Annotated in this window: 19 protein-coding genes; 17 read left to right on the plus strand and 2 right to left on the minus strand. The window is 36.0% G+C overall.

What is annotated here, in order from left to right:
* Positions 1-13: 13 nt before the first annotated feature.
* From prfB to ACQV2Q_RS04305, 13 genes are all read left to right on the plus strand, one after another.
* Positions 14-1124 (plus strand): peptide chain release factor 2 gene (gene prfB / locus ACQV2Q_RS04245; protein WP_428874177.1). Its coding sequence is split into 2 segments (ribosomal slippage): positions 14-85 and positions 87-1124, totalling 1110 coding nucleotides; the frame shifts between segments, so codons are not numbered across the junction.
* A 42-nt stretch (positions 1125-1166) separates the two neighbouring features.
* Positions 1167-1853 carry a cell division ATP-binding protein FtsE gene (ftsE, locus tag ACQV2Q_RS04250; RefSeq protein ID WP_428874178.1) on the plus strand — a complete coding sequence of 229 codons (687 nt, stop codon included), beginning with the start codon at positions 1167-1169 and terminating at the stop codon, positions 1851-1853.
* Positions 1840-2724, plus strand: a complete 885-nt coding sequence (gene ftsX, locus ACQV2Q_RS04255; RefSeq protein WP_428874179.1) for a permease-like cell division protein FtsX — start codon at positions 1840-1842, stop codon at positions 2722-2724. Before ftsE ends, ftsX begins: the two co-directional genes overlap by 14 nt.
* 137 nt (positions 2725-2861) lie before the next feature.
* Positions 2862-3629 (plus strand): response regulator transcription factor, encoded by a 768-nt coding sequence (locus ACQV2Q_RS04260; RefSeq protein ID WP_428874180.1) that lies wholly within the window; start codon positions 2862-2864, stop codon positions 3627-3629.
* Positions 3626-5383, plus strand: coding sequence for a two-component system histidine kinase PnpS (gene pnpS / locus ACQV2Q_RS04265; RefSeq protein ID WP_428881993.1), 1758 nt, complete (start codon positions 3626-3628; stop codon positions 5381-5383). The genes ACQV2Q_RS04260 and pnpS overlap by 4 nt, the downstream gene beginning before the upstream one ends.
* 177 nt (positions 5384-5560) lie before the next feature.
* On the plus strand, positions 5561-6469 hold the full coding sequence (pstC, locus tag ACQV2Q_RS04270) for a phosphate ABC transporter permease subunit PstC (RefSeq protein ID WP_428874182.1): 909 nt from the start codon (positions 5561-5563) through the stop codon (positions 6467-6469).
* Entirely contained in the window at positions 6469-7284 is an 816-nt protein-coding gene (pstA, locus tag ACQV2Q_RS04275; protein ID WP_428874183.1) for a phosphate ABC transporter permease PstA, read from the plus strand. The genes pstC and pstA overlap by 1 nt, the downstream gene beginning before the upstream one ends.
* A gap of 1 nt (position 7285) precedes the next feature.
* Complete coding sequence (gene pstB / locus ACQV2Q_RS04280) at positions 7286-8047, plus strand: phosphate ABC transporter ATP-binding protein PstB (RefSeq protein ID WP_428874184.1); 762 nt, start codon at positions 7286-7288, stop codon at positions 8045-8047.
* Between the two features lie 20 nt (positions 8048-8067).
* The gene (gene phoU, locus ACQV2Q_RS04285) at positions 8068-8727 is read left to right on the plus strand and encodes a phosphate signaling complex protein PhoU (protein WP_428874185.1); all 660 of its coding nucleotides are present in this window, start codon (positions 8068-8070) and stop codon (positions 8725-8727) included.
* A 139-nt stretch (positions 8728-8866) separates the two neighbouring features.
* On the plus strand, positions 8867-9814 hold the full coding sequence (locus tag ACQV2Q_RS04290) for a substrate-binding domain-containing protein (RefSeq protein ID WP_428881995.1): 948 nt from the start codon (positions 8867-8869) through the stop codon (positions 9812-9814).
* Between the two features lie 132 nt (positions 9815-9946).
* Positions 9947-10534: a transposase gene (locus tag ACQV2Q_RS04295; protein ID WP_428882004.1), complete on the plus strand. Its 588-nt coding sequence runs from the start codon at positions 9947-9949 to the stop codon at positions 10532-10534.
* A complete protein-coding gene (locus ACQV2Q_RS04300; RefSeq protein WP_428874187.1) occupies positions 10468-11085 on the plus strand; it encodes a transposase in 618 nt (205 codons plus the stop codon). The genes ACQV2Q_RS04295 and ACQV2Q_RS04300 overlap by 67 nt, the downstream gene beginning before the upstream one ends.
* Before the next feature lie 347 nt (positions 11086-11432).
* Positions 11433-11969 carry a TIGR01440 family protein gene (locus ACQV2Q_RS04305; protein WP_428875523.1) on the plus strand — a complete coding sequence of 179 codons (537 nt, stop codon included), beginning with the start codon at positions 11433-11435 and terminating at the stop codon, positions 11967-11969.
* On the opposite strand, the gene ACQV2Q_RS04310 is transcribed toward ACQV2Q_RS04305, so the two are convergent.
* Positions 11966-12181, minus strand: coding sequence for a hypothetical protein (locus tag ACQV2Q_RS04310; protein ID WP_428881997.1), 216 nt, complete (start codon positions 12179-12181; stop codon positions 11966-11968). The genes ACQV2Q_RS04305 and ACQV2Q_RS04310 overlap by 4 nt on opposite strands.
* Before the next feature lie 376 nt (positions 12182-12557).
* On the opposite strand from ACQV2Q_RS04310, the gene coaBC reads away from it, so the two are divergent.
* The 4 genes from coaBC (at position 12558) to ACQV2Q_RS04330 (ending at position 16972) form a co-directional block, all read left to right on the plus strand.
* A complete protein-coding gene (gene coaBC, locus ACQV2Q_RS04315; protein ID WP_428874190.1) occupies positions 12558-13781 on the plus strand; it encodes a bifunctional phosphopantothenoylcysteine decarboxylase/phosphopantothenate--cysteine ligase CoaBC in 1224 nt (407 codons plus the stop codon).
* Positions 13782-13791: 10 nt separating this feature from the next.
* Entirely contained in the window at positions 13792-14532 is a 741-nt protein-coding gene (locus ACQV2Q_RS04320; RefSeq protein ID WP_428874191.1) for an ABC transporter ATP-binding protein, read from the plus strand.
* Positions 14525-15808, plus strand: coding sequence for an ABC transporter permease (locus tag ACQV2Q_RS04325; RefSeq protein ID WP_428874192.1), 1284 nt, complete (start codon positions 14525-14527; stop codon positions 15806-15808). The genes ACQV2Q_RS04320 and ACQV2Q_RS04325 overlap by 8 nt, the downstream gene beginning before the upstream one ends.
* A gap of 78 nt (positions 15809-15886) precedes the next feature.
* Positions 15887-16972: a M42 family metallopeptidase gene (locus ACQV2Q_RS04330; protein WP_428874193.1), complete on the plus strand. Its 1086-nt coding sequence runs from the start codon at positions 15887-15889 to the stop codon at positions 16970-16972.
* A 61-nt stretch (positions 16973-17033) separates the two neighbouring features.
* Here ACQV2Q_RS04330 and gshAB read toward each other — a convergent pair whose 3' ends face one another.
* Positions 17034-19313 (minus strand): bifunctional glutamate--cysteine ligase GshA/glutathione synthetase GshB, encoded by a 2280-nt coding sequence (gshAB, locus tag ACQV2Q_RS04335; protein ID WP_428881999.1) that lies wholly within the window; start codon positions 19311-19313, stop codon positions 17034-17036.
* Positions 19314-19559 lie beyond the last annotated feature (246 nt).

The raw sequence follows: 19559 nt of genomic DNA on the forward strand, positions 1-19559 counted from the left end.
GTAAGGTGATATGATGGAAATATATGAAATTAAGGACCAAATAGAATCAGCCCAACTTAATATTGAAAAAATAAGGGGGTCCCTTTGACATCGATAAATTGGAAGCAGACGTTGCTGAAATGGAATCGAAGATGTTAAAGGAAGATTTTTGGGACGATAATCAAGCTGCTCAATCTTTAATTCAAGAATTAAATAAATGTAAACTCGAAAAAAACTCTTTTTATCAATTAGAAGAAGGACTGGATGATGCAATGATTGGACTAGAGCTTATTGAAGAAGGCCAAGATCCTGAATTACAAAAAGAGCTAGAAGAAAAGCTGGTCTTACTCAATAAACAAATTGATGATTATCAACTATCTCTTCTTTTGTCGGGAGATCATGACCATCTCAATGCGATTATGGAAATTCACCCAGGAGCGGGAGGGACAGAATCCCAAGATTGGGGCGAAATGTTGTTGAGAATGTATGAACGCTGGGCGAGTCACAATCATTATGCGATAACATTTATAGATTATCAAAATGGGGATGAAGCAGGCATTAAAAGCGCTACTTTTGAGGTTTCTGGCTATAAAACTTATGGACATCTGAAGTCGGAAAAAGGGGTTCATCGTCTCATACGGATATCGCCTTTCGATTCTAATGCGCGCAGACACACTTCCTTTTGTTCAATTGATGTTACTCCGATGATTGATGGTTCGATTGAGCTAGAAGTAAATCCTGAGGATTTACGTATCGATACTTATAGAGCTTCAGGAGCTGGTGGACAACATATAAACAAAACTTCTTCTGCCGTTCGAATTACACATCTTCCGACAGGAATTGTTACTCAAAGTCAATCCAATCGTTCACAAATTCAAAATAAAGAGCAAGCTATGAGCCTCTTGAAAGCAAAACTTTATCAAAAAGAAGTGGAAGAAAAAGAAGCTGAATTACAAGCGATAAAAGGTGAGCAAAAAGATAATGCCTGGGGTTCACAAATCAGGTCCTATGTTTTCCACCCTTATTCAATGGTAAAAGACCATCGAACGAATTATGAAACGGGGAATATCGACGCTGTAATGGATGGAGAATTAAATCCTTTTATTGATGCTTACTTAAGGTGGAATATCCAAGAAGAAAAATAAGTAATAAAGAGTGAAGAATTACTAGTATGTGAGGTGAAATTGTTGATTAAGCTAATTAAAGCGAGCAAACAGTATGGTAATGGAATATGGGCTGTTAAAGATGTGAGTCTCGAGATAAATAAGGGAGAATTTGTTTATTTAGTAGGACCTAGTGGTTCGGGGAAGTCTACGCTGATGAAATTGTTAAATCGTCAAGAAAAAGTTACAAGCGGACAAGTGATTGTTAATCAGTTTAAAGCGCATGACTTAGCTGAAAGGAAAGTTCACCTATTACGAAGGCAAGTTGGTGTAGTTTTCCAAGATTTCAAACTTTTACACCAATTTACAGTAGCTGAAAACATTGCTTATGCATTAGAAGTTACAGGAGAGAGTAAAAAGAAAATTAAAAAACGTGTGTTGGAAGTTCTTGATATCGTTGGTTTAAAGTCTAAAATGCATCAATTACCGAACGAGTTGTCAGGTGGAGAGCAACAAAGGGTTTCCATAGCGAGAGCTTTAGCTAATCGTCCTCAAGTGCTTGTGGCGGATGAACCGACGGGTAATTTAGATCCAACCAGTGCAGTTTTGATAATGCGAGCTTTAGAAAAAGTTAATCGCTCTGGAGTAACTATTCTAATGGGAACTCATAATGATAATATCGTTAACTCCCACCCTCACCGAATTTTACAAATGCACCAAGGTAGATTGGTAAGAGATATAAAAAGAGGTGTAAAAAATGAAATGGATTAGATCCCGTATTCGTCATTTTAGAGACGGAATGAGAAATTTATTTCGAAATGGCTGGCTGACTTCTGCATCAATCGTAGTTATGAGTCTAACTTTATTTTTATTAGGCACCTTTTTTGTTCTCGTATTGAATATTAATCAATTGACAGAAACGATTGAAAATGAGATTCAAGTACGAGTGATGATTGATCCTTTAGCAGAGGTTGCTGATGAGAGAAAACTTGGTGATGAAATTGCAGCGATGGATAATGTTGTTAAAGTTGTCTATCGGTCGGCAGAAGAAGAATTAGAGTCTTACCAAGAAGTTATTACAGAAGATTTTGATGTATTAATGGATCAAAATCCTCTTAACAATATGTACTTAGTCACTGTAAATTCAGCTAATTCATTAGAGCAAGTAACCAAAAAAGTTCAAAAATTAAAATGGGTTCAAAGTGCTAATATTGGTTCAGTCAATCTTGAGAGCTTGATCCAAACAATTGAAATTATGCGATATGCTATAGCTATTTTAGGAGCTATTTTTATTCTGATAGCTATCTTACTTATCTCCAACACAATTAAAGTAACTATTCAGTCGCGCTCAAGAGAAATTGAAATCATGGAGCTGGTAGGTGCAAAAAAATCTTATATAAAGGCACCTTTCGTTATTGAAGGGGGAAGTGTAGGAATTATAGGCGCTGCCATAGCCAGTATTGTTTTATATTTTTCCTACCAAGCAATCCTTAGCCTGGCTCAAGAGTTACTGGCTTTTAATCCGGAGTATGCCATGCCTATTTATCCTAATATCTTGTATATATCTGGTATTTTGCTGGTTTTGGGCTATCTATTAGGTGTTTTAGCAGCAAAAAGAGCTGTAAACAAATTTTTTAAATAGAAATTTAAAAGACTTCCCTATTCTTTTAAAGGGAGGTCTTTTTATAGTAGTGAAAGCTATTGATTAGAAGATATCTTTTAATAGATGAAGGCGTCTGATAGAATAAGAAAGTACTTAGAGATCCTAGGAGGTTGGCTATGAAAAGAGTGCTGGTTGTCGATGATGAACAATCGATATTAATGTTATTAGAATACAATTTAAATCAAGCTGGTTTTGATGTGGTCACTGCAGAAGACGGTAAGACCGCTTATAAATTGATTAAAAAAGAAAAGTTTGACTTTATCATTTTAGATATTATGCTTCCAAAAATGGATGGAATGGATGTATGTCGCCGTGTGCGTCAAGAAAAAATTGAAACACCTATTTTAATGTTGACGGCCAAAGATGATGAATATGATAAGATTATTGGCTTAGAATTAGGAGCAGATGATTATATGACCAAGCCTTTTAGCCCAAGGGAGGTTATTGCCAGAATTAAGGCAATTGGGCGTAGGATGCAAAGTAGCGAAAAGAATGTAAAAGAGGTTGAAAGTCAGACAGAATCAGTAGATATTACACCTCTACAAGTTCCTACTAATGCATCTGAGAATTCAAATGATGTGATAAGGCTCGGTAAGTTAGAAATATTTCCAGACCGCTATGAAGTGATATGTGATGGTAAATCAATTGATTTAACGCCCAAAGAGTTTGAACTCTTACTCTATATGGCAGTTAGAAAAGGGCGTATACTTAGTCGTGATCAACTGCTTAATAACATATGGAATTTTGACTACGCGGGTGAAACGCGTATCGTCGATGTCCATATTTCACATTTAAGGGAAAAAATTGAAAGCGACACAAAAAGTCCTGAATATATTAAAACGGTAAGAGGGTTTGGTTATAAATTTGAGGTACCACAAGCATGAAACTGATAGACCCGAGCCAAAGACGCCGACAATTGGGACTAGGAATTGTCCTATTTATGATAGGTATTTTATCTTTAGTTTATTTGGGTTACAGACAAATTGAGCAGACAATTTATACGATTTTACAAGATCAAGTGCAAACTCATTCAGCTTACATATTCATTAAAGATCAAAGTCGGATAGAAGATTATTATCAAGACCTAGATAGAATCTTTAGTGGTGAAGATCGCGAGGTTTTTTTAATTTCTCAAAGAAATAATTCGAAAAATCGCTTAGTACCCAATACTTTATGGAGAAATTCAAAAGAAGGTAATACAAAGAGCAGTCTGAGTCTCATTCATCAAAAGATTATTAAAAATAAAGGTCAAAATATAATTTCCTGGAGAGCTGATCAACGGATCTATGCTGGTAAGAAATTAAATTGGAACAAACAAACTGTTTGGTTGGTTGAATCGGTCGATAAGAACTACTTTTCTTTCAAATGGCAAGAATATTGGAAGCTGGTAGCAATTTATATTATGGTTCAGCTTTCCCTTATATTTTTAGCTATTCGATTAGCCTTGCTAAAAACTACGGGTCCGATTCAATCAATAAGGCAAGGGATAGAAAAGGTTAGAGATTCCGATTATCATTATGAATACCTTGAACATTCGATTCCCGAAGTTAATCAATTAGGACAATCAGTTACCGATATTGTCAAGTATTTGGGAGAAGACCGCAATGATCTGATTTCTGGACAACAGCAATACTCTTTATTACTGGAGAACATCAACCTTGGAGTATTAGTCATTGACTCTCAAGGAAAGATTGATCTCATGAATCCAGCTTTAGGAAAAATTTTAGGTCTGTCGCCAACAGTAATTGGGCGTCCTTACCAAGCAATTTTAAAATCTTTTCAATTAATCAGTTTGATTAATCGAGTGATGCAAACACATTTGCCTGTACAAGAAGAAGTAGAAGTTTATGTACCTAAATCAAAATTCTTGGATGTCAATATCCTTTCCTATCAAGAATATCAAGCCAGTGAAATGTCTTTTTTGGTATTACTCTATGATATAACTGAAATCCGTCGTTTAGAAACGGTAAGAAGTGAATTTGTAGCCAACGCTTCACATGAACTAAGAACACCTGTGACTGCTATCAAAGGTTTTGCAGAAACACTCTTAAACGGAGCGCTAAAAGATAAGAAGGCAGCTAATAAATTTGTTAACATTATTGCCAAAGAAAGTAATCGACTGGAAATGATTATTGAAGATATTCTTGAGTTATCTCGTGTTGAAAAAAGTGAAAATAATTTACCTAGATCAAGCTTTTATGTGGATAAAGTAACAGAAAATATGATCGAGTTTCTTTCTCAAAAAACTGCTCAAAAATCAATTAAGGTCGAATTGATTTCTAATAACAATATTGCTTTGAAAGCAGACCAATATCGCTTTGAGCAAATTTTAACCAATCTATTAGACAATGCTATTAACTATTCAGATGAAGGCAGTCAAATAACAATTAGTATTAAAGAAAAAAAGAAAAAAATTGAATTAACTGTTGCTGATACAGGAATAGGGATACCCGAAACAGAGATGGATCGAATCTTTGAAAGGTTTTACCGAGTTGATAAAGCGCGCAGTCGAAATTCAGGTGGAACAGGCCTTGGGCTTTCGATTGTGCGCAATTTAGTCAAAATGATGGGTGGTAAAATCGAGGTAAAAAGTCAAGTGGGGGTAGGGACATCGTTTACGATAATTCTCCCTAATTAATGATGACGCTTACAGTTAAGAATGTTATAAGAAAGCCCTTCACCCAGGGTCTTGTAACATATTTGTAACATTATTTGCTGAAAATTTACAAAGAATTTACATAGGTGAAGTACAATAACAATGTACTATCAATGCAAGAGTTATTGTAGTCAAGTAAATTGTGGAGGAGTTGTCTTAATGCAGGGCAAAGTGCTAGAAAGATTCATGAAATATGTCTTTATGTTTTGTGCATTCTTATCTATTTTATCAATTGTTTTAATCTTCTATTTCATCTTTGTAGGTGGAACAGTTGATGACGGAGTTTGGAAATTCCAAGGTGGAATTCCTTTTCTAATGAAGCATGGCTTCTTAAAAACCTTTGTAGGTCAGCAGTGGCAGCCTTCTTGGAAAGAGCCTCTTTATGGTATTTTCCCTTTCATTATGGGGTCTATTTATGTTACGGTTGGCGCTATTGTTGTTGGAGTTCCCATTGGAGTTCTAACGGCTATTTTTATGGCATATTTTTGTCCAGATTTTTTATATAGAATCTTTAAGCCAGCAATTAACTTAATGGCAGCCATTCCTTCAATCGTTTATGGTTTTTTTGCTCTTCAAATGATGGTTCCATTCATCAGAGGATTAAAGTTTTTACCAGCTAATAATGGAATGAATATACTGACAGCTTCGGTCTTATTAGGTGTAATGATTCTACCGACTGTAATTGGACTTTCAGAAGCAGCTATTCGAGCGGTGCCGAGACACTATTATAATGCCTCAATGGGTCTTGGTGCTACTCATGAGCGATCTGTTTTAAATGTCATTGTCCCAGCGGCTAAATCTGGTATTCTATCTGCCATTATCTTAGGGATTGGTCGTGCGATTGGTGAAACAATGGCGGTTGTTTTAATTGCTGGAAATCAACCAAGGTTGGCTAAAAGCTTGTTTGAAGGAACAAGAACACTGACTACCAATATTGTGTTGGAAATGGGATATGCAAGTGGTGATCACCAGCACGCACTAATTATGACAGCCTCAATGTTATTTGTTTTTATCTTAATTATTAACGGTACCTTCATGTGGATTAAATCGAAAGGAGATAGAACTTAATGAGCGCAAAAATCATTCGCTTTATTGTTTGGCTAGCAGCTTTTTTTACCATAGGTATGTTGCTCTTTATCATCGGTTTCATTCTTTGGAACGGCTTGCCGGTTATGAACACTCAACTTTTTGCCTGGGAATACAATTCAAACAATGTATCGATGATGCCTGCTATTATTTCAACCTTAATTATGATTGGCTGTTCACTTTTAATATCTGCTCCAATCGGAGTCTTTTCAGCTTTTTATTTAGTTGAGTATGCAGACCGTGGAAATCGATATGTACATTGGATTCGGTTAGCAACCGATACACTGGCTGCGGTTCCTTCAATTGTTTATGGTTTATTCGGGATGTTACTGTTTGTGAATGTAATTTTTAAAACCTATTCTCACATTGCTGGCATTTTAACGTTATCCATTATGATTTTACCAATCATTATTTCTTCAACAGAAGAAGCTTTACTTTCGGTTAATAATTCTTTAAGGATGGGTTCCTTAGCTCTGGGTGCTGGTAAATTAAGAACGATATTTACAGTTGTTCTTCCTGTTGCTATGCCAGGTATCTTATCCGGAATTATCTTAGCAATTGGCCGTATTGTAGGGGAGTCGGCGGCCTTAATTTATACGATGGGTACGTCCTCAGGTATGGTTAAAAACCTATTGAGTTCGGGTAGAACATTGGCTACACATATGTATGTTTTATCTTCAGAAGGTTTTCACGTTAAAGAAGCTTATGCAACAGGAGCGGTTTTGGTATTGCTGGTCTTAATTATCAACTGGCTATCTACACTCTTAGGCGCTCGATTAGGTTCAGGAGGAAAATAAAATGGCAAACAGATCAAAATTCTCAGTTCAAAATTTAGACTTTTATTACAGTGAGTTTCATGCCTTAAAAAATATTGATATGGAAATAGAAGAAAATTTGGTAACAGCCCTTATCGGACCTTCTGGTTGTGGAAAGTCTACTTTCTTAAAAATTTTAAATAGAATGCAAGATTTGACACCGGGTACACGAGTGGATGGAAAAGTTGCTTTGGATGGCATGGATATTTACGATAAACGGATGGATGTTAATGATTTACGTAAAAGAGTCGGAATGGTTTTCCAACAACCCAACCCTTTTCCAAAGTCTATCTATGACAATATTGCATACGGACCAAGAACTCACGGTATCAAAGATAAAACACAATTAGATCAAATAGTAGAAGAGTCCTTAAAAGGGGCAGCTATTTGGAACGAGGTTAAAGATAAGCTTCATCAAAATGCTACTGCCGTATCTGGTGGTCAGCAGCAAAGAATTTGTATTGCGCGTGCAATTGCCAACCAACCTGAAGTTATTCTAATGGATGAACCGACTTCTGCTTTGGACCCTATTTCAACAAACAAAATCGAAGATTTAGTGAGTGAATTGAAGAAAAAATATACCGTAATTATCGTTACGCACAATATGCAACAGGCCGGACGTATTTCTGATAAAACTGCCTTTTTCTATGAAGGTGTAGTGGTTGAATTCGATGAAACCGAAAAAATCTTCTCGAATCCAGCTAATGATCAAACGCAAGATTATATTTCTGGACGCTTTGGATAGACACTTGAAAGGAGTCAATCATGAGAAATATTTACACAAAGGATTTAGAAGACTTTTCAAATAAGTTATCAGAACAAGCAACAGCAGTCATCGAAAATGTGCATTTAGCTATTAACGCATTCAATAATGACGACACCAGTGCAGCTTCAAAATTAAAAGAAGCAGATCAAGAAATTAACCAATTAGCCAATGAGATTGAAAAAGAAGCTTATCGTTTAATCGCCTTACAACAACCCGTGGCGGAAGATCTACGTTTGATTTTTACAGTAATGAGCATCAGTGTTGACTTAGAAAGAATAGGTGACCATGCTGTTTTAATAGCAAAAAATGTTAATCGAACTAATGAAGATACAGAAAAAATTAAATCCTTAACAGAAATAATAAATAAAATGGCTCAAATGGTTTTTGAAATGATCAATGATGTTCTAGAAGCTTTTTCGGAAAGAGACGCGGTAAAAGCACAAGAGATTGCCGACCGTGACGAATTAGTTGATGCCTGTCTTAAACAACTTTATAATGACTCTGCTTTACGAATGGAAAAGAATAGAGAGTCTGTTAATACAGGAATTAACTATCTAGCAATTGGGAATTCAATTGAAAGAATTGGTGACTATGTCACTAATATTTGTGAGCGAATTGTATATCTTAAAAAAGCAGAGATAGTTGATTTAAATCACTAGTATTTACTCAAACTTAACACTAAATTTACATTAAATTTACAAATTTTATGTATACTATGAATGTGCTAACGTTGAGTGAGTTCGATGTTGGCAATGTAGTTGTGTTGCTGATTTGATAAAATTTAAGGAGATGTAATTAATGAAAAAATCATTAAAAGCTTTACTATTAGTAGCTGTAGCAGGTTTAGGGTTGTCGGTAGTTGTTCCAGCAATGGCTCAAGAAGGGCCAATTAATGTAATTAGTCGTGAAGATGGTTCAGGTACCCGTGGCGCATTTGTTGAAATTGTCGGTGTTGTTGATGAAGATGATAACGACCTAACTACGCAAAATGCTACTGTTCAAAACCAAACATCTGGTGTAATGCAAACAGTTGCTGGAGACCCTTCAGCAATCGGATATATCTCATTAGGATCACTTGATGATTCAGTGAAAGCATTAAAAGTTGATGGTTCTGAAGCGACTCCTGAAGCTATCAAAGTTGGAGACTATCCAATCGCTCGTCCATTTAATGTTGCATGGTCAGCAGAAAAAGAATTATCTGAAGTTGCAAATGACTTTTTAACATTCATTCATTCTCAAGAAGGACAAGCAGTAGTTGAAGAAGAAGGATACATCAGCGTAACACCTGCTGGCGAAGAGTTAGATGAAACTGTAGAAGCAGAAAGTGAAGAAGTAGAATCAGAAGAAGCAGCAGAAAGTGAAGAAGTAGAAAGTGAGCTAGCTCCTTATGAAGCAACTGCAGAATTAGAAGGAACTGTTGAAGTTGTTGGATCAACTTCTGTATCTCCTTTAATGGAAAAACTTGCTGAAGCCTATAAAGAATTCCAACCAAACGTTGAAATTAATATTACTTCAAACGGTTCATCTGCAGGTATGGAAGCAGCAATGAATGATACCGCTGACTTAGGTATGGCTTCTCGTGAATTAAAAGATGAGGAAATGGAAGCTTTAAAACACGACGCAATTGCTATCGATGGTATCGCAGTAGTAGTAAATAATGAAAACCCTACTGAAGAAATGACTCTAGAAGCAATCCGTGGAATCTTCTTAGGAGAAATTTCTACTTGGGAAGATACGGTAAAATAATTAAGTGAATAAGTAAATAATCAAGGCGCACCTTGGGTGCGCTCAGACTGAAGACAAAGCCCTCTAAACCACTACTTCTTAGTGAATTAGAGGGCTTTTTTGTGTATAATAAAAAGAAAACGGGTGATTCGTATGATGACAAAAAATGCTGACAGTAAAATCTTTGAAGCACGTAATCAAATGGCATTTTATGCCCTTGAAGAACTGGTACCTCCCAATCATCTTTTGCGGAAAATTGATCATCATATTGATTTTAATTTCATCTATGACTTGGTAGAGGACGTCTATTGTCAAGATAACGGTCGACCAAGTATTGACCCGATAACTTTGATTAAAATCCCTATGATTCAATATCTCTTTGGTATTCCAAGTATGCGCCAAACCATTCAAGAGATTGAAGTGAATGTTGCTTATCGATGGTTTTTAGGGCTTTCTTTAACGGATACTGTGCCACACTTTTCAACCTTCGGTAAAAATTATAAGCGTCGTTTCGAATCTCAAAGTTTAGCCGAGCAAATATTTGCCCAAATTTTAAAGCAATGCGTTGAGGCTGGCGTGGTGGATTCAAAGGATATTTTTATCGATGGTAGCCATGTTAAAGCTTGCGCCAATGGCCGAAAGTATACGAATGAAGAAGTGATCGTCCAAGCAAAATGGTTGGCAGAGGAAATGATGGAAGCCGTTCAAGAAGACCGAGCGATTCACGGCAAAAGCTTCTAAAAAATACCGAAAAGGAGCACTTAACAAAATCCCAAACAATCAGTCCTAATGATCCGGAGGCAGGATGGCTCCATAAAGGAGATCATATGCAAGTTTTTGCCTATAACATTCAAACAGCCTGTGATCGTAATGGGTGGGTTTTAGGATATAGTGTCCATCCGGGAAATACACACGATACCCAAGCTTTTCCTTTAATCTTTGAAAAGATTATTCCTTTTAACCCTAAGCATGTCATTGCAGACGCGGGATATAAAACGCCTACTATCGCTCAATTCCTATTCAAACAAGAAATTACACCGGTGTTTCCTTATACACGGCCAAGACGTAAACGGGAGAATAGAAACATTATCTATGACGAATACTATGATTGTTATTTAGATGAAAACGATGTGGTCTATCGCTATACAACTACCCATCGAAAAGGCTATCGAGAGTACAAAGCTTCGAGTCACGACCAAAAGAAATATCAAAATAATCGTGTGATTACCCGACATGTCTGGCAAGAAGCCCTTGAAACATGTGAAGATATAAGACATTCAGATGGCATGTGAGAGCTTTATAGAGAACGTAAGGAATCAGTAGAAAGATTATTTGGCACTGCCAAGGAGCATCATGGCTTTCGATAGACGCATTTAATTGGAAAAGCCTTGATGGAATTTAAAGCAGGGCTCACTTTTGCTTGTATGAACATGAGAAAGTTAGCAAACATATTAGAAATGAGGAGCTAGAAAGGCTTCGTTTTTTTATTTATTAAGGAAATTTGGGCAGAAACAAAGACAAACCCTGTATGAGTCATCCTCAAAGAAGGGTTTGTCTTCAGTCTGGGCGCACCTTGGGTGCGCTTTTTTATTTGCAATCATATGTGGTAAAATGAAAGAAAACAAAGAAGGTGAAAAGTATGGAAATCGAGTTAGAAATCGATCGTCTAATGGGAGAAATAGAGGATTTATTCCAGGGGAAAGTAGATTCTCAGGATATTTTTGTTTTAGGTTGCTCAACATCTGAAATGGCAGGTGGAAAAATTGGGAAGGCATCTCGTCCAGAGTACGGGAAACTATTAGTCAATGCTTTAATCAAAACTACAAGCAAAATGGGACTCTTTCTTGCGGTTCAAGGCTGTGAGCATATTAATCGCAGTCTAGTGATAGAACGTCAAGCTGCTAAAAAGTATGGCTTAGAAATTGTCTCAGTAGTCCCTGCTTTGCATGCGGGAGGAGGAGCAGCCGTAGCGGCCTATCAGTTATTCAAGGATCCAGTCATGGTAGAGCATGTTCAAGCAAGTGCAGGTATAGATATTGGGGATACACATATCGGTATGCATATAAAACATGTTCAAATTCCTGTTCGTTTTAAACACAACCAACTAGGGTTTGCCAGGGTAAATGGACTATCATCGCGGCCAAAATTAATTGGTGGAGAACGCGCAAATTATTAAATGTAGTCCTTAATTATCTTCTTAACATACTGGTCAATTTGATAGTAACGCCCCTTTTTATCAATGGTTTCCTTATCGTCCAAGAGAGCTTCTAAAAGTTCTAAGTTTAAAATCCATTCGCTAAGCTCGTGATGCGATTGTTCTGTAATAAGTAGCACCCAATATTGAAAGGCGAGATAAGTTTTTGAATGATTTGTCGATGACAATTCCATCTTAATGAAACCCACGTTCCAAGTAAAAGAGAAGAAACGAGGGCTGTCAAAGGCCAATATTTCTGCTTGTTGTTCATTTTTAATGTGGTCTGTGTAATGCAAATGATTGCTTACCTCAATTTTTTCTGTTAAGGGAAGGCCATGCTATCATTTTGCATGAGTGCTCTATCTGTTAAAAAGGGCCGACCATCTTTTTGTTGATGTTTATACAAGCAAGTAAATTCAATAGAGTAGTTGTTTTCACCAAGATTAATTAAATTTATTTCAGGTAACAAAGGAATCTCCTTTATTTTTTTATATAGTTTAACAAGGAAAGATAGTTACTTGAACAGTAGTTAACAGGTTTTTAGATTATAAAATAGATAGGAGCTCTAGAATGGTTTTATTAAGGAAAAAAATTGGTGTCGTTGTCACAGGTGGAATTGCTGCCTATAAAGCGACTGAATTAGTGCGACAACTTGTTAAAGCTGGGGCAATAGTGCGTGTTATAATGACAAAGTCAGCAAGTGAGTTTATCACTCCGCTAACTCTACAAGTGCTTTCGCGCCATGAAGTTTTGATAGATACTTTTAGTGAAAATGATACTGAACACGTTCAGCACATTGAGTTTGCTGATTGGTGTGATCTTGTAGTGGTGGCCCCAGCAACGGCTAATATTATTGGAAAATTATCCAACGGCATAGCAGATGAAATAGCTTCTACAACACTATTAGCTGTTGCTTGTCCTTGTCTTTTATGTCCGGCGATGAACACAAACATGTATCAGCATCCTGCCACTCAAAGAAACCTAAAACGTCTAAAGAAAGATGGTTACTACTTGTTAGAACCGGATACAGGCTTTTTGGCAGAAGGTTATGAAGGCAAAGGGCGATTACCAGCTATTACTCAGATTGTTGAAAAGCTTGAAAGTATAGCAGCCAAACATTTTTACCCTCAATTATTAGAGAATAAAAAAGTGATTGTAACAGCAGGTGGAACGAGAGAAAGAATCGATCCTGTTCGCTACATTTCCAATGATTCTTCCGGCAAGATGGGATATGCTATGGCTAAAATTGCGAGTTTTTTGGGAGCAGAAGTCTCTTTCATTTCCACTAAAGATCATTTTCCAATGATGGATAATATGGACTTGATTTTAGTGGAATCAGCGCTTCAAATGCAAAAAGAAATCAATGAGCGCTATGCGCAAACGGATTACGTTATTATGGCAGCTGCGGTGAGTGACTTCAGAATGATGGATCAAGCTGAACATAAAATTAAGAAAAAGGATCAAGAGAATGAGAAAATCCTGTGGGAACTTATCGAAAACCCAGATATTTTAGCGGAATTAGGACAAAATAAAAAGCAGCAAGTTTTAGTTGGCTTTGCTGCGGAGACTCAAAATTTAATCGAATATGCTCAAAGAAAGTTAAAGTCAAAAAGAATAGATTGGATTATCGCGAATGATGTTTCTCAGAAAGACATTGGTTTTAATTCAAAAAACAATCAAGTGACTCTTTTAAACGAAAAAGGGCAAGTTGTGAACTTACCTAAAATGGAAAAAATTGATCTAGCAAGAAAAGTTTGGGAAATTATTCTAAATGATCCGATTATTAAAGATTAGAGGAGAATAAATGAAATTAGTAGTTGAAAATCTAACAAGCGGTTATCGCAATGTTCCGGTCATTAATAATGTAAATTTTGAAATTCACTCAGGCGAAATAGTTGGATTAGTTGGTTTAAATGGTGCAGGAAAATCAACGCTCTTGAAAACTATTTTAGGCCTTTTACCTAACCAGTCAGGGCAAGTGCTGATTGACGGCATCTCAATTGCAGAAGACCACCAGAAGTATGCTAGTCAAATTGCTTATATTCCTGAAACGCCTATTTTGTACGAAGAATTAACTTTGAAGGAGCACTTAGAAATGACAGCTCTTGGGTATCAAATTCCGATGAAAACAGTCATGCAAAGAGCCCAACCTCTTTTAAAGAAATTTCGCCTAGAAAAAAAATTAGAGTGGTTCCCCACTCACTTTTCTAAAGGAATGAAGCAAAAAGTAATGATTATTTGTGCTCTAGTTACGGATGCTCAATTATTAATTATTGATGAACCATTCTTAGGATTAGATCCGCTAGCTATTCAACAATTCACAGATTTATTGAAGAAGAGCGCAGTTTCTGGTCGCTCAATTATATTTACAACACACATTTTAGCGATTGCTGAGGACTTATGTGATTCTTTTCTTTTGCTTCAAAAAGGTCAACTTGTAGCTCAAGGAGACTTAAACCAGTTGCAGGCTATCTATAACCTCCAAAAAGCGAACTTAAACGATATCTATATGACCATGACTAAGACAGGTGAAGTTAATGATTAATTTGGATCATTTATTTAATAAAAGAGCTAATCAATTATTGAAGGAAGTTGGGAAATATGGGCGATTAATTTTTAATGATCATTTCTCTATAGTGCTTTTCGTACTGATGGGTTTTCTAGCTTTGACTTATAGAGATCTACTTGAAAGATTAAACCAAGGTTCCTATTTTGCTTTCATATGGATGATTCCTTTGATGATAGCTTTTTTTCTTACAGTAATTTTAAACTTCGGGCACCCTTTATGGTTAAATCATGAGGCTGACCGATCCTATTTATTTCCTAGAGGCGAGGATTGGTTTAAATATTGGCGAAAAGCTTTTATCTACACCTCGCTTTCTCAAGTAAGCCTAGCTCTTTTAATTAGCTTTCTCTTCTATCCGTTAATCTCAATTGTGAGTGATTGGAATCAAAATAATGCTGTTTTCTTCTGTTTTATTTATGCAACTTTGAAATTTTTAGCTGTGATCAATCAATACCTAAATCTTTATTATCAAAATAACAATTTTTTATCTAGAAATTCCGTAAAAACACTCAACTATTTTACTGGATTTTTTATAGCGATAAGCTTTTATTTACCCGATTTCTATCCATTTTTAATGATGTTAGTTGTAAGCGGACTATATTTAATGATTGTATATTGGCGTTATCGTATATTAGCTAAAAACCTTGTCGATTTTGAGTTCATTATTAACCAGTCTCATGCTAATAAATCGCGTTTTTATAAGCTGATTTCTCTATTTGCAGATGTTCCACAAGTAAAAACTCCCATTAAGGAACGGAAATGGTTGTATCCTTTGATGAACTTGATTCAAGGGAAAAAGGCTAATCGATATAGCTATTTCTTTGCTCGAATGATTACTCGACATGAAGGTTATTCAGGTATATGGCTTCGTATTACAGTGTTTATTCTGATTATCATTTTCTTATTGCCTGATAATTGGTTGGCTTTAACCTTAATAGGGGGAATTGGTTTTTGGCTCGCGCTTATTCAAATTTTGCCGATTTACTTACTAGGGAATAATTTGCCTTTTCAATTACTTTATCCTACTCAAGATTTACATTTGAAAAAGAATGCTTTTCAGAGGATGTTAGCTTCAATTTTGGTAATGATGATGCTTGCTTTTTGTTTAGGAATGCTAGTTAAAGTGGGTTTATCCTTAACACTACTGTGGGTTTCGTGTGCTTGGTTAATACTAATTTTAGCTATAATTCACTTTTATGTCCCTATTTGGTTAAAGAAATTAAAAAAGAAGTCCGATAAAAGAAAGCCTCTTTAAAGTAAGAAAGAATTTCTTTGATTGAAAACGAATTCTTTGTTAAAATTAATACAAATACTTATTAAGAAAGCAGGATGAATGATGTCAGTAAATGAAGAATATCTTAAACGTCTAACAGAAGTTAACGGGATCGGTGGCAATGAACGTTATGTTCGCGAATTGTTTAAAGAAGAAACTAAAGACCAAGCAGAAGAATATCTGCAAGATGGTTTGGGTGGTATTTTTGCTAAGCATACAGGCAATGCGGATGGACCACGCGTTATGTTAGCTGCTCACCTAGACGAAGTTGGCTTTATGGTTAAAGAAATCACCGATGAAGGATTTCTTAAGTTCGTTACCATTGGTGGTTGGTGGAGTCAAGTTGTCTTAGCACAACAAGTAACAGTAACTACAAGAGAAGGTAAGACATTCCATGGTGTTACAGGATCTAAACCTCCACATGTACTAACTGCAGAAGCTCGTAAAAAGCCAATGGAATTTAAAGATATCTTTATTGACCTAGGTGCTTCTTCTAAAGATGAAGTCATGGAATGGGGTATTCGCCCTGGCGATATGATCACTCCGTACATCGAAACACGTCGTATGAATGGCACTAAATTCCTTTTAGGTAAAGCTTGGGATAACCGTATCGGTATAGCTGTTGCAATTGATGTATTGAAGAATTTAGCTAAAGAAGGACATGAAACGGTTCTATTCTCTGGGGCTAATGTTCAAGAAGAAGTTGGTCTACGCGGAGCTAGAGTTGCTGCACATATGCTTAATCCTGATATTTCATTTGCTCTAGATACTGGTACAGCGGGTGACACACCTGGTATGACTAAAGATGAATCTGCAAGTAAATTAGGAAAGGGACCTCAAATCATTGTTTATGATAGCTCAATGATAGCTCACCGTGGCTTACGTGAATTTGTAGTAGAAGTGGCTGATAGAGAGAACATTCCTTATCAATTCGAATTTATTCCTGGTGGTGGAACCGATGCTGGTTCACAACACCTAGCATTAAATGGTATTCCTTCTATTGCGATTACTGTTCCAGTTCGCTACTTACATTCACATACTTCTGTTATTCACGAAGATGACTACTTAAATATGGTCAAATTAGTAACAGCAGTAGTGAAAGAGTTGAATGCAGAGACAATCAAGCAAATTAAAGATAACGCATAAAAATTAACTTTATTAATCCCCTTAAGCATCAGAAGTTTGATACCTAAGGGGGTTTAATTCATTAATTCAGTTCAGGAAATAAGGCTTCAAGCGCTCGTTCAGCTAGGGGTTGTGAATGTCCGATAGCAGGAAAAAGGTGCAAACTCATCATTGGATTGTAGTTAGCCTCTAGCACAGCGTAAGAATTGGAGTTAGATAGAGGCTCTTGATAGTTCTTGATAATGATATCTACTCCACAGAAAGTGGATTTCATAGCTGCAGCTGTTCTTTCAGCAATTTTAATAAAATCTGAATGAACTTGATCGGTTCGATCGATGGCAATTCCTCCGGAAGAAACATTAGAATTTTTTCTTAAGTAGACTTTTTTACCATTAACGGGAATTGATTGCAGAGAATAGTTTTGTTCAGCAAGAGTTATTCTTTCTATTTCACCTTTTTCTAATAAGGTAAGAGGAGCTAGATGTCTAGGCCCTCTGAATGGATGGTTATTTTCGAGATCGATTAACTGTTCAACAGTGTGCTGGCCATCGCCAATAATATGAGCGGCTTGTCTTTCACAAACTGCTAAAACTTTTTGATTTTGCACATAAAATCTTAGTTCAATCCCTTCAATAAATTCTTCAACTAATACCGTATGATCGTGTTTGAAAGCTTCCTTCATAGCTTTTGTATAGGTTTCTTTTTCTGGAAAATTTTCGAAGATAGTAATTCCCAAACCATAGTTAGTATTTTGCGGTTTAATTACGATTGCAGATTTGTCTAATAGAGAATAATAATTGATTGCTTGATCTAAATCATTGAATTTTCTCCCTTTAGGTGTTTGAATTTTTTCTCTATCAAGAACCAATTTAGTAGCTGATTTGTTATCCATTAAGAAGTATGAAACCTGGCTGTCTAAGGAAGTCATATTAGCACTTTTGATTAATTCTGTATGCTCATTGAATTGAAGTTCAATTAAGTTATCTTCAATATCAACGATGGTAACTTGAATACCAAGCTCTATCGCTTTTTTTATTAAGGCTTGTGTCGAAAGTTCTAACTTCTCAAAACCATGAAGGAGATATTTGTTTTTTAAAGACTGTCTTTGAAAAATTTGGCTAAGTTTAAGCAAGCCCTGGGAAAGGTCTTTAAAGTCGGTATATTGACTAGTGATTTGGCCTGCAAGCGTTTGGGAGGGTTGCTCTATTTGCATAAACTTTTTAGCAACAAGCTGACCTAAATAAGAGTCGGGATAGTAATGAGCATCTAGGTTTTCTGCAACAGTTTGTAAGGTATATGAGAAAGACTTAATAAGTTCTTTATTGATTAATGGATCGATAGGGTTAGATTCTGCTGTATTTTGGTTACGTTCATTGGCTAGATTAATTTCTTCTTCGCTAATTGTCTGTTGGTGAAGAAGAAGAGCAAGAATCCATACTTTTACAAAATCGAGGTCTTCCAAACTGATTCCAAATGGTTGAAAAGGATTAAGATCAAAATTTCTAAATTCTAAATAAGAAATGCCCTCCTTGAGCATTGCGCGATTAGGTTTAGCCCCCCGCATTCTAACATCTCGGTAGAGCTCCTTCTCAAAATGTAGAATCCCCTGAAAAATGAGATCTTCAATATCTGTGACATATGTTTGAAAATTATTATAGGAAACTGAAACGTTTTTACTATTCCTGTAGCCATAGCGACTTTGGCGAACTGATTTCATAACTGTTTTGTGGGGTTTGCCGTATAAAACAGTCTCGTAATCATCTGAAAAATAAGGGGTGGCCCCTAAAAGATAAGTTAATACCCAGCGGTAGTAAAGATATTTACGTGTCAAGTCCATGTAAACCTTATTTCGATTGGAGATATATTTTGATTTTGAGGAATTCAGTTTTTGATTTAAAAGCTGATCATTAATTTGAAAGTTATAATGGATGCCTGATAGTAGTTGAACTTTTTTGCCGTAGTATGAAATAAGATATTTACGATAATTATAGTCATCTTTATTATCTAATTCAGCGCTTCGAATTTGATTAATATTAGATAATTGAGGTGGCATACTATAAGGCCAAAGCATTTCTGCTGGCTTCGAATTTGAAATTCTATGCTGTGTTATCTGGTGAAGACCAGCTAACCAATTGATTACCTCTTCATTAGTAGAAAAGGGTGGAGTAATTAACTCTAATTGACTTTCAGAAAAATCAGTTTGAAGATAAGGGTGGAAGGAACGGTTTCCCCAATCATGAGGATGGTCACTCTCACTAATTGATCCGTTGAAATTGATTCGAACGGTTTCTCGTTCGAGCCCCACGGTCGATTCCCAAAGTAATGGCAAATCTTCGATTGTAAACTCAATAATTTTATTCATAAGAAAGCTCCTCTTATATGAAGTAATTAATATTATAACAAAGTGATAAGAAAAAAGGTGAAAAAAATTTGAAAAGCCCTTGACTTAAGAAGACAACCCATGTTATATTATTTCTTGTCGTCACGAACGACCGAAACGAAAGAAAAAAAGTTTAAAAAAACTTTTTAAAAAGGTTTGACAAAAAGTCTAAACCATGCTAGTATATAGAAGTTGTCACTTATGGCAGCGAAGCTCATTGAAAACTGA

The organism is Facklamia sp. P12950 (genome assembly GCF_050409465.1).
Lineage (GTDB): Bacteria > Bacillota > Bacilli > Lactobacillales > Aerococcaceae > Facklamia.